Origin of the sequence: Niveispirillum sp. (genome assembly GCF_017996735.1) — a bacterium.
Classification (GTDB): domain Bacteria; phylum Pseudomonadota; class Alphaproteobacteria; order Azospirillales; family Azospirillaceae; genus Niveispirillum.
On sequence record NZ_JAGOGJ010000037.1, the window covers coordinates 45,572 to 56,217 of the forward strand.

General features: G+C 65.9%; 7 protein-coding genes. 3 read left to right on the forward strand and 4 right to left on the reverse strand.

Annotation, left to right across the window (positions count from 1 at the left end):
- Positions 1-150: 150 nt before the first annotated feature.
- The 3 genes from KBA48_RS13985 to KBA48_RS13995 all read left to right on the forward strand — a co-directional run bounded on the left by KBA48_RS13985 (position 151) and on the right by KBA48_RS13995 (position 4,667).
- Positions 151-1,353: an aromatic ring-hydroxylating dioxygenase subunit alpha gene (locus tag KBA48_RS13985; protein WP_292907338.1), complete on the forward strand. Its 1,203-nt coding sequence runs from the start codon at positions 151-153 to the stop codon at positions 1,351-1,353.
- 140 nt (positions 1,354-1,493) lie between these two features.
- Positions 1,494-3,110: an NAD(P)/FAD-dependent oxidoreductase gene (locus KBA48_RS13990; RefSeq protein WP_292907340.1), complete on the forward strand. Its 1,617-nt coding sequence runs from the start codon at positions 1,494-1,496 to the stop codon at positions 3,108-3,110.
- Between the two features lie 249 nt (positions 3,111-3,359).
- Positions 3,360-4,667 (forward strand): amino acid permease, encoded by a 1,308-nt coding sequence (locus KBA48_RS13995; RefSeq protein ID WP_292907342.1) that lies wholly within the window; start codon positions 3,360-3,362, stop codon positions 4,665-4,667.
- Between the two features lie 43 nt (positions 4,668-4,710).
- Here the strand turns inward: KBA48_RS13995 and KBA48_RS14000 are convergent, their stop codons facing one another.
- The 4 genes from KBA48_RS14000 to KBA48_RS14015 all read right to left on the reverse strand — a co-directional run.
- Positions 4,711-6,795, reverse strand: a complete 2,085-nt coding sequence (locus tag KBA48_RS14000; RefSeq protein WP_292907344.1) for a TonB-dependent receptor — start codon at positions 6,793-6,795, stop codon at positions 4,711-4,713.
- Between the two features lie 119 nt (positions 6,796-6,914).
- On the reverse strand, positions 6,915-8,015 hold the full coding sequence (locus KBA48_RS14005; RefSeq protein WP_292907346.1) for a DUF917 domain-containing protein: 1,101 nt from the start codon (positions 8,013-8,015) through the stop codon (positions 6,915-6,917).
- Between the two features lie 70 nt (positions 8,016-8,085).
- The gene (locus KBA48_RS14010; RefSeq protein ID WP_292907348.1) at positions 8,086-9,645 is read right to left on the reverse strand and encodes a hydantoinase/oxoprolinase family protein; all 1,560 of its coding nucleotides are present in this window, start codon (positions 9,643-9,645) and stop codon (positions 8,086-8,088) included.
- Positions 9,646-9,769: 124 nt separating this feature from the next.
- Positions 9,770-10,646 (reverse strand): LuxR C-terminal-related transcriptional regulator (locus KBA48_RS14015; RefSeq protein WP_292907350.1); only part of this gene is annotated, 877 nt, incomplete at its 5' end.

Below are 10,646 nucleotides of genomic sequence, written 5' to 3' on the forward strand. Positions count from 1 at the left end.
TTCGGGTCGAAGGGCGGGTTGGCAGTCGTGAACAATGGCAAGGTAACGTCGCCACACAGTTGGCGATTGACAGGAAAACCGCTCTCTTGTACGAATGTTCAACAAGAGCGGTGACGGCCGCCGATCCCATTCCATCCTACGGAGGCACCCATGGCTGACGCGATCCGGACCCTTGCCGACCAGACCACACAGGGGGTGGATGCCGACGATGATGTCAGCCTGCCGGGATGGATCTATCGCGATGCCGATTTCCTGGATGTCGAACGGGACGTGATCTTCCGGCACGCTTGGCAGATCGTCTGCCACAATAACGACATCCCGAATGTCGGCGATTATCACACGTTCAATTTCCTGGGTGAAAGCGTGGTGGTGCTACGCGGGCATGATGGCACGGTCCGGGCCTTCCACAATGTCTGCCGCCACCGCGCCGCGCGGCTGCTGGACGGAGATGCCGGCAATTGCGGCAAACGTATCGTCTGCCCCTACCATGCCTGGACCTACAACACGCAAGGCGCCCTGACGGGCGTGCCCTTTCGCGCGGAGTTCCCCGATTTCCAGTTGGCGGACTACCCGTTGCTGACCGTCGGGCATGAAATCTACCACGGTTTCATCTTCATCCGGCTGGAGGATGGTGGCGGCCCGTCGGTGGCGGAAATGATGAAGCCATACGAGCACGAGATCGAGCCCTACCGGCTGGAGGAACTGGTGCCGCTGGGCCGCGTCACCCTGCGGCCACGGCTGGTCAACTGGAAGAATGTCGGCGACAATTATTCCGACAGCCTGCACATCACGGTGGCCCATCCGGGCCTGACCCGGCTGTTCGGCCGTGGCTACGGGCTGGAAGCCAAGGAATGGGTCGACAAGATGTGGGGGCATCTGATCGACCCGCCATCCAAGAACCTGTCCGAACGCTTCTATCAGAAATACCTGCCCCCGGTGTCACATCTGCCGGCGGAACGGCAACGGCTCTGGACCTATTTCAAGCTCTGGCCCAACCAGGCGTTCGACATCTATCCGGACCAGATCGATTTCATGCAATGGATCCCGACTTCGCCCACCGAAAGCGTGATCCGCGAGATCGCCTATGTCCACCCCGACGCGCGGCGGGAGATGAAGGCCGTGCGCTATGCCAACTGGCGCATCAACCGGCAGGTCAATATCGAGGACAAGGCCCTGATTGAACGGGTGCAGCAGGGCATGGCCGGCCGCGCCTATTCCAGCGGCCCGCTGGGCCGGAACGAGGTGTCGCTGCGGTCCTTTGCCCGGCGCATCCGCTCGCTGATCCCTGAAAGCCGGCTGCCCCAGGCCCCCGCCGCCGGATGGAAGGGCCGCCGGGCCGTGCCGATGAAATAGGGATGTCCCACCTTTCGCACCCATCCCCGCCGGCCGGCCGGCGGAAGGAACAGCGACATTGCCGCCCCCTTCCCGGCCGTGGATCATAGCAGTCGAACAATCAAGACCCGGCCCCTTGCCGGGGAACAGGAGCAGGGTTCATGCGTGACGTCGTGATCATCGGGGGTGGCCATAACGGCCTGGTCTGCGCCACATATCTGGCCAAGGCGGGCCTGAAGGTCACCGTCCTGGAACGCCGGCACGTGGTCGGCGGCGCGGCCGTGACGGAGGAATTCGTCCCCGGTTTCCGCAATTCCGTCGCGGCCTACACCGTCTCGCTGCTGAATCCCAAGGTGATCCGCGATCTGGACCTGGCCGCCCATGGCCTGAAGGTCGTCGAACGGGAAATCGCGAACTTCCTGCCCTTCGATGACGGGACCTATCTGAAGACCGGCGGCAACGGCCTGACGCAGCGGGAAGTGGCCAAATTCTCCCGCCGCGATGCCGAACGGCTGCATGATTACGAGGAGAAGACCGGCGCCATCGCCGATGTGCTGCGCGACATCGTACTGCAGACGCCGCCCAATGTTGTGCGCGGCGGCCTGTTCGCGGCCATTCCGGAACTGCTGAAGACCGCGAAGCTGGGCCAGCGCATGCGCCAGTTGGACCTGGACCTTCAACGCGAATTGCTGGATCTGTTCGCCATGTCGGCGGGCCATTACCTGGACCGCTGGTTCGAAAGCGACCCGGTGAAGGCCGTGTTCGGTTTCGACAGTATCGTGGGCAATTTCGCCAGCCCCTATACTCCCGGTTCGGCCTATGTGCTGCTGCATCACGTATTTGGCGAGGTGAATGGCAAGAAGGGGGCGTGGGGCCATGCCATCGGCGGCATGGGCGCCATCACCCAGGCCATGGCCAAGGCCGCCATGGCGGCCGGAGTGGAGATCGTCACCGACGCCGCCGTGTCGGAAGTGATCATCGAGAAGGGGCGTGCGGTCGGGGTCGTCACGGCCACGGGCACGGCGGTGCGCGGGCGTCTGGTCGTGTCCAACCTGAACCCCAGGCTGTTGTTCGGCAAGCTGGTGGCCGCCAACGAACAACCTGCGGAATTCCATCATCGCATCACCAACTGGCGTTGCGGGTCGGGCACCTTCCGCATGAATGTGGCCCTGTCGGAACTGCCCAGCTTCACCTCCCTGCCGGGCAAGGAAAGGGCGGAACACCACACGGCCGGCATCATCATCGCGCCCAGCCTGGATTACATGGACAAGGCCCATATGGATGCCAAACGCGATGGCTGGTCCAGACAGCCCATCGTCGAAGTGCTGATCCCCTCCACCCTGGACAGCACGCTGGCCCCGCCGGGGCAGCATGTGGCCAGCCTGTTCTGCCAGCATGTCTGTCCGGAACTGCCCGGCGGCAGGTCGTGGGACGACCATCGCGAGGAAGTGGCCGACCTGATGATCGAAACGGTCAACCGCCACGCCCCCAATTTCAAGGCATCGGTGATCGGACGCCAGATCAACAGCCCGCTGGATCTGGAACGCACCTTCGGCCTTCTGGGGGGCGACATCTTCCATGGTGCCCTGGACCTGAACCAGATTTTCTCCGCCCGGCCGATGCTGGGCCATGCCGATTACCGCACGCCCATCAAGGGCCTGTATCAGTGCGGCGCCGGCACGCATCCCGGCGGCGGTGTCACGGGCGCGCCGGGCCACAATGCGGCGCGCGAGATCCTGGCCGATATCAGGGCAAAACGTATCCCCTATTCCGCGTAAGGCCGAGCGCAACTGGCGTCGCGACCGGCCCGTCGTGACGGAACCGTTCGGACACCGGGTCTATGAAGGCTGATCCGCCAATTTTAACCAATCGGCAACTATATTATTGAGCAGTCGATCAATGGGGAATAGCCTCTCTGCACCGACCTGTTGGGCCACCGAAAGGTTCGGCCTCGGGCGAGCGCGATGGGGAGGGGCAAGCATGCAGCAGGCAGGCCGTTTCACAATCCTGTTGCGCGGGTCCGGCGCATGAGAACCCGCGATCAGAAGATCGGCCCCGTCGCAGCCGGCGCCATCGTGGCCGGCAACATGATCGGTTCCGGCGTCTTCCTGCTGCCCGCCAGCCTGGGCGCCATCGGATCCATCACGGTGGTCGGCTGGGTCGCGGTGCTGGCCGGCTGCCTGCTGCTGGGCTGGGTCTGTTCGACCCTGGCGATGCTGCGGCCGGGCGGGCTGGGACTGATCGCGCATGTGCATGACGCGCTGGGCCGGTATCTGGGCTTCCAGTCGGCCTTCGTCTACTGGATTTCCACATGGTTCGGCAATGTGGCCATCGCACTGGCCGTCACCGGCTATCTGGGCACCTTTGTCGCGGCCATGAAGGTGCCGCCGGTCCTGGCCGGCGCCACCATCGCCATCATCTGGCTGATGACGCTGGTGAACCTGTCGGGCGCCCGGCTGATCGCCCGGTTCGAAGGGGTGGCGCTGGTGCTGGGGCTGGCGCCCGTGATGCTGGTTGGCGGCCTGGGCTGGGCCTGGTTCGACCCTGACATCTTCGCCGCTTCCTGGAACGTCACGGGCGGATCGGATCTTTCAGCCGTTTCATCCTCGCTGGGCCTGATCATCTGGGCCTTCCTGGGACTGGAAAGCGCGGCGGTGGTGGCCGCCGTGGTCAGACGGCCGGAACGCGACGTGCCGCTGGCCACGGCGGGCGGCATCGGGCTGGCGGGGGTGACCTATATCGTCGCCTGCACGGCCCTGTCCGGTGTCATGCCGGCGTCGGAACTGGCCGCGTCCACGGCACCGTTCGCCGATGTCGCCGTCCGGATCTGGGGACCGGTGGCCGGCAGCATCCTGGCCGTCTGCGCCATGGTGAAGGCGGCGGGGACGCTCGCGGGCTGGATGCTGGTGGGGGCCGAAACGGCGGAGGCGGCGGCCGAACTGGGCCTGTTTCCCCGCTTCCTGTCCAAGATCAACCGCAACGGCGCCCCATCGCGCAACCTGATCGTCACGGCCGTGCTGATGAGCGTCGTCTGCGTCGCCACCCTGTCGGGCACCTTGGGTGAACAGTTCAGCATGGTGGTCAACATGGCCGTCATCTTGAACGTGCTGGTTTATGTCTATGCCTGCCTGTCGCTGCTGCGCCTGTCGGGCACGATCGCATCGACGGGCGCGCGGCGGCGGGCACAGGCCGTCTCCCTGACCGGCCTTGCCTTCGGCATCCTGATCATCGCCCTGTCGGAAATGTGGATGCTGGCCGTCGCCGCCGTGATCCTGGCCCTGACCGTCCCGCTTTATCTGCTGGGCCGTGCCGGGCGATCCGGCCCTGCCTCCTGAAGTCCCCCTTTCGCCGAACGGAGAACTTCAGGAGGGACGGTGGTCAGAAGCGGACCTTGGCGTTGACCCCATAGGTCCGGGGGCGGGAAAGCTGCCCCAGATCCTGCCCGGTGGCGGAACCGGACCAGTACGCATCGGTATATTCGCTGAAATACTGCTTGTCGGTCAGGTTCTTGACATAGGCGGTCAATGACCAGCCCTGATAGTTCAACCCGGCCCGCAGATCGATCAGTGTGACGGCGCGCCGATAATCGATATTGTCGGCATGGTAATATTGCTTGCCCCGGTGATCGACATCGATGCGCAACAGCCCTTCCATCTGGTCGGTGATGTCGAAACTATACTGGCTGCCGGCATTGAGGGTGAGTTTTGTGTTGCTGGGCAACTGATTGCCGCGATAGGCGGCCGATCCGTCGAAATCCTTGATGTCGCTATCGGTCAGGCCCACGCCGCCGAACAGATCCCAACCCTTGGCCAGCCGGGCCTGCGCCTCCAGCTCCAGGCCGGTCAGGTTGGCGCGGCGGACATTGTCGATGATCTGCGCGCCGGCCGTCAGGTCGACCTTGAAGATCTGGGCGTTCCTCAGCTTGGTGTGGAAGGCGGAGCCATTCAGCACCAAGCGCCCATCCGCCATCGTGGCCTTGAACCCCGCCTCGTAATTGCTGGTCGTCTCCTTGGCGAAGATGGCGGGATTGACCGTCGGCGCGTTGAACCCGCCCGACCGGAAGCCGGTGGAGAAGGTGGCATAGGTCATGACCGCATCGGTCCATTTATACTTGGCGGTGACCTTGGGCTGCCATTTCCGGAAGGTCCGTTCCCGCACGGCGTTGTTGCGCAGCAGGTCGGTCTGTTCGCGCTGGTCGCTGTCCAAGCGCAGGGCGCCCGACAGTTCCAGCTTCTCCGTCACATCGAATGCCCCCTGCCCGAACAGGGCGTAGGCGTCATTGTCGTTGCTTTCGTCACCGAACACGAAAAGCGGTGCGAACCCGGCGATCGTGCTGTTGGTATCGGCGAAGACCGTCGTGGTCAGGTCACGCTCCGTATGCAGATAATAGGCGCCGGCGATCCAGCGGAAGGGCTGGTCGTTGGGCGATGTCAGGCGCAGTTCCTGGCTCAGCATGGACACGTCCAGATCCTGCCCCTGTCCCACCACCTGGGCGGAGGAGAAATCCAGGTCGCCGCGATAACTTTCCTTCACGCTGCTATAGGCGGTGATGGCGGTCAGCGTGGCCGCACCCAGGTTCCAGTCGATCTTCAGCGACAGGTCATCCATGTCGCGCTGGCTCTCGCCCAGCACATTCTCCTGCGGCTTGATATAGGTGGCGTTCGACAGGCCCGTGGTGCCGAACTGGCTGTACAGGACGGCCCCGCCTTCGGTGCGCGATACCGACGCGCGGGCATCGACCGACAGGTTTTCCGTGGCCATCCAGGTGGCCTGCAGGCGCCCGGTCTTGTCCTGGAAAAAATCGGCCTTCCGGTCCAGGAACGTATTGGTGATCAGACCGTCGCTGTCCTGGTAGGAGGCGGCGGCGCGGAACAGCAGCTTGTCCTGGACGACAGGCCCGCCAACGGCGGCGGTGGCGCTCCAGGTATCGCCGCTGCCGTAACCGATCTCTGCCGATCCCTCCATCCGGTCCTTCGGCTGGCGGGTGATGATGTTGATGGCGCCGCCGATGGAATTGCGCCCGTAAAGCGCGCCCTGCGGCCCCTTCAACACCTCGATCCGTTCAATATCGAAGAATTGCTGGGCCAGTTGCTTCTGATTGGATTGCGGCACCCCATCGACCACCACGGCCACGGACGGGTCGTTATTGTTGATCTGGGAGATCCCGCGCACCGTGACGAAACTGTTGCCCACCGTGAAGGACTGGACCATGCGGATATTGGGCGTCAGCGCCAGGAAATCCTCCGCCGTCTTGATGCCCGCATCCTCGATGGTCGCGGCGGAGAAGGCGGTGACCGATACCGGCACCTCCTGCAGCTTTTCCGCCCGTTTCTGCGCCGTCACGATGATTTCTTCCAGCGCCAGCCCCTCCTGCGCCGATACCGGTGCCGCCAGGGCCATGGCGGCCGTGGAGACGATGAAGGCGCGGCGCAGGGCCGCATGTCGATGATGTACCCGTCCCATGTTGCATCCCCATTCATTTGATTTGTCTTGGTGTTCATCCTCCCGAAGACCGCATCAGGCCGTCAAAGCGGGGGGAGGGTAGCGGCCGGCGCGAAATCGGGTAGCGCCGGCCGGGGTGGTCACCCCGGCACCAGCCCCTCCAGCGGCCGATAATCGCTGTCGATCCCGAAAGCGCGGGGGCCGAAGGTGGCCAGGGCCGCGCCGGTACGCATGACGGGCGGCACGCTGACACCCACCACCTTCACCCGCGCCCCGTATTTCAGGGTTTCGGTGGTGATGGGTTCAGCCGTTTCGGCATCCAGCACACAGACCAGATCCGGTACCATGGCCAGGAATTCCGCCCCCTGCTTGACGGTCAGATATTCGTTGCGGAACACAATCTCGGCCGGGAGGGCACCGGCATCGCCGAAGGGCTGCACCTGCACGCGGCCGAAATTGAAGCCGTCGCGGGTTTCCCGGCTGATATCGACGACCTTGCCTTCGGCCAGTACCACAGCGTGGCGCGGCTCCGTCATGCCGGACAGGAAATCCAGCAATCCCTGGACGGGGTCGGCCCGCCCCCGCCGCGCGGCCGCGATGGCCCGGCCGATATCAAGCGCCAGCGACAGCGTGCCCGGCACGCCCGCCTGTTTGAGCTGCCGGCCCGACATGGGATAAATGGCCAGATGGGCCGCCCCCGCCATAGCCATCACCGTGGACCGGGCCAGTTGCTCGGCGAAATGGTTGCTTTCCACGTCGAACGTCACCGCTTCGCAGCGGTCATTGGTCATGACGAAGGGCGACGCCTTCAGGCCATAGATATTGAAGGTCACCATCTGCAACTCGGGGAAGGCCCGGCCCATGCCGTCGGCATCCACGATGGGCAGGCCCGTGCGCGCCGCCAGGATCAGCGGCAGGGTCGCGTTGATGCCGCCGCTTTCGATACAGGTCAGCGCGTCCGCCTTGCGGCCCAGCTTCTCCTCCAGCACCGACAGGGCCTTTTCCAGCGCTTCGATCTTCGGCGCGCGTTCCAGCATCACCGACGGGGCGCCGATGGCGGCAATGGGCACGACCTGGGCCTCGTCGGCGACCTGTTCCAGGGGGATGATGTTGATGGTGCGCCCGTTCTCCATCTCCTGCTTCAACAGCAGGCGGCCGACATAGGGGTCGCCGCCGCCGCCCGTGCCCAGAAAGGCCGCGCCGCGCGTGAAATCGATCAGGTCGTTGATCGTGATCTGCATGGGTCTGTTCCTTGTTCCCCTCAATCGCCGGGCGCTGCCATCCGGCGGCTTGGCTCGCGACGCACAGGCATCAGGCGGCGATGATGGCGGCCAGGTCGCCGACGGCCTTGGCCCGGACCCTCACGGCATTGCCGGGCATGTAGGCGACGGGTGTTTCCTCCACCTCCATCACCCGCACCGTGGCGGGATCGGCGCCGGCCGCCGTAGCGGCGGCCACCGCTTCCTGCTTGGCATTGTCCAGCGCCGCCTCGCGGCCCACCCGGTCATAGAAATGGATGCGGTCGGCCTCGCCCCCGACCTGGGCCATGGCGGCCCCGATGGCATTGGCCACGTCCGCATGCTCGGGCACATGCAGGTCCGACACCCCGGACAGCGGGCGTGACACCAGCACCCCGCCGCCGCCCACCAGGATCACGGGCACAGCCGTGGCACTGGTCTTCATGCGGTCGATGGCGGCCTCGACCATGGCATGGATCGTGTCGACCGCCTGCGCCACCAGGGCACGGTCCAGACCGTTGACGGCCGACCTGTCGCCGATGCCGCCGCGCCCGGCCGCCACCGCGATGTCGGTGGCCGTCAGGATGTCTCCACCGAAGACCATGCCCTTGGTGATCAGGTCGTACCCGACGCTGCGCGGTCCGACAGTCACAGAACCATCCGCCTGCCGCGTCACAAGGCTGCCGCCGCCCAGGCCGATGGAGTGAAGATCGGGCATGCGGAAATTGGTCCGGACCCCGCCAACATCGATCGCCATCGATGTTTCGCGCGGATAACCATGGGACAGGACCCCGACATCGGTGGTGGTGCCGCCGATGTCGACGACGATGGCGTCCTGCTGTCCCGACAGCCAGGCAGCGCCGCGCATGGAGTTGGTCAGGCCCGAGGCGAAGGTCAGCACGGGGAACCGTTCCACATGGTCGGCCGCCATGATCGTCCCGTCATTCTGCGAGATGTAGAACGGGGCGCTTATAGACAGTTTCTGCAGGGCCGACCGGAAGGCCCCCACCACCGTGCCCGACATGGAGGACAGGGCCGCGTTCATGATGGCGGCATTCTCCCGCTCGATGATGCCCATGCGCCCCACCTCGCTGGACAGGGTCACGTGCAGGCCGGGGATCATGTCCCGAAGGATGGCCGCCGCCCGCTGCTCCATGGCATCGTTGATGGGGGAGAAGGCGCAGGAGATGGCGACATGGCGCAGCCCCTTGCGCCGGATGTCGCGTGCCGCCGCCTCGATCTCCGCCGCGTCGAAGGGGGCGATCTCCCGCCCGTCGAATTCGTACCCGCCATGGGCCCAGTAGATATGGTCGCCGATGACGGCGGTCAGATCGGAGGGCCAGTCGATCATGGGCCGGACGGAGGTGTTGGACGGCAGCGACAGGCGCAGCACCGCCACCTCCATCAACCGCCGCCGCTCGACAAAGGCGTTGGTGAAATGGGTGGTGCCGATGGTGACCTGGGTGACGGCGGCAGGCGGCACGCCGGCCTGGGCCAGAACGCCCCGGATGGCCAGCACCACGCCCGTGCCCACATCGTCCGTCGTCGGCGTCTTCAGGGCCGCAATCACCCGCCCTTCATGAATGATCACGGCGTCGGTGTTGGTTCCCCCGACATCCACCCCAATGCGCATCACGGACACTCCCTTGCCGCACTTTCCTGCCGCCGATGATGGCGAACGGGAGGGGCGGCGGCGACAGGGCGCCGGGGTAGGGTGGGCGACGGCGTTGGGTAGCGGGCCGGAGGGCGGCTTGCCGCTACCCCAGCAGGCCCTGCCGCTCCGCGATGGCCAGCGCCAGCTTGCGGTCGTTGGCACCCAGCTTGCGGAAGATGTTCTTCAGATGGAACTTCACGGCATTGTCGGTCATGTCCAGCCGGCGGGCGATGATCTTGTTGGACCCGCCACCGGCCAGCGCCTGCAATATCTCCCGCTCCCGCGGGGTCAGCAGCAGGGCCGGCAGGCTGCGCTCACCGGCGCCATCATGGTCGCCCAGCGCCACCAGCAGATCGGCGATCCAGTCCAGGTTGGCCCGCGCCAGTCCCGCCGCCCCCACCTGGGCCACCAGTTGCCGCAACAGGCCGATGACGGGGGCGCCCTGGTCCACGAACAATTGCCGCGCCCCCTCCTCCCGCGTCAGCGACAGAAGCTGGCGCAGGTCGGGCACCGCCTCGGCCAGCCGGTCCAGTGCCGCCAGCGCCAGCGCCCGCAGCAGCAGCAGGCGCGCCACACCCCGGTCGAAGCCCCCTGCCCGCGCCGGCACCTCCAGCGGAACCAGCAGGTCCAGCGCCCTGTCGGCCCGCCCCTCCGCCAGGGCCAGGGACGCCAGCGTCAACCCGGTCTCCACCGCTTCCAGCCGCTGGATCAGGCCGGACCGGACACAATGCGCGCCATCGATGGCAAAGCCGCTGGCATCGACCAGGGCACGGGCCGCCGCCACCTGCCCCGCCCGGCGCAGCAGGTCGATACGCATGCCCAGCAGCAGGGCCGACAGGCGCGGCAGGGCGCGGTCGCGCGCCACCCCATCGCCCCGGTCCAGGATGGCCAGGGCCGGCGCGAGACCGGCCCGCGCGAAAGCCAGGCCGGCGGCGGTGCGGTAGCCGATGGCGAAGACCTCCACCCAGCCCTCCCCCTCC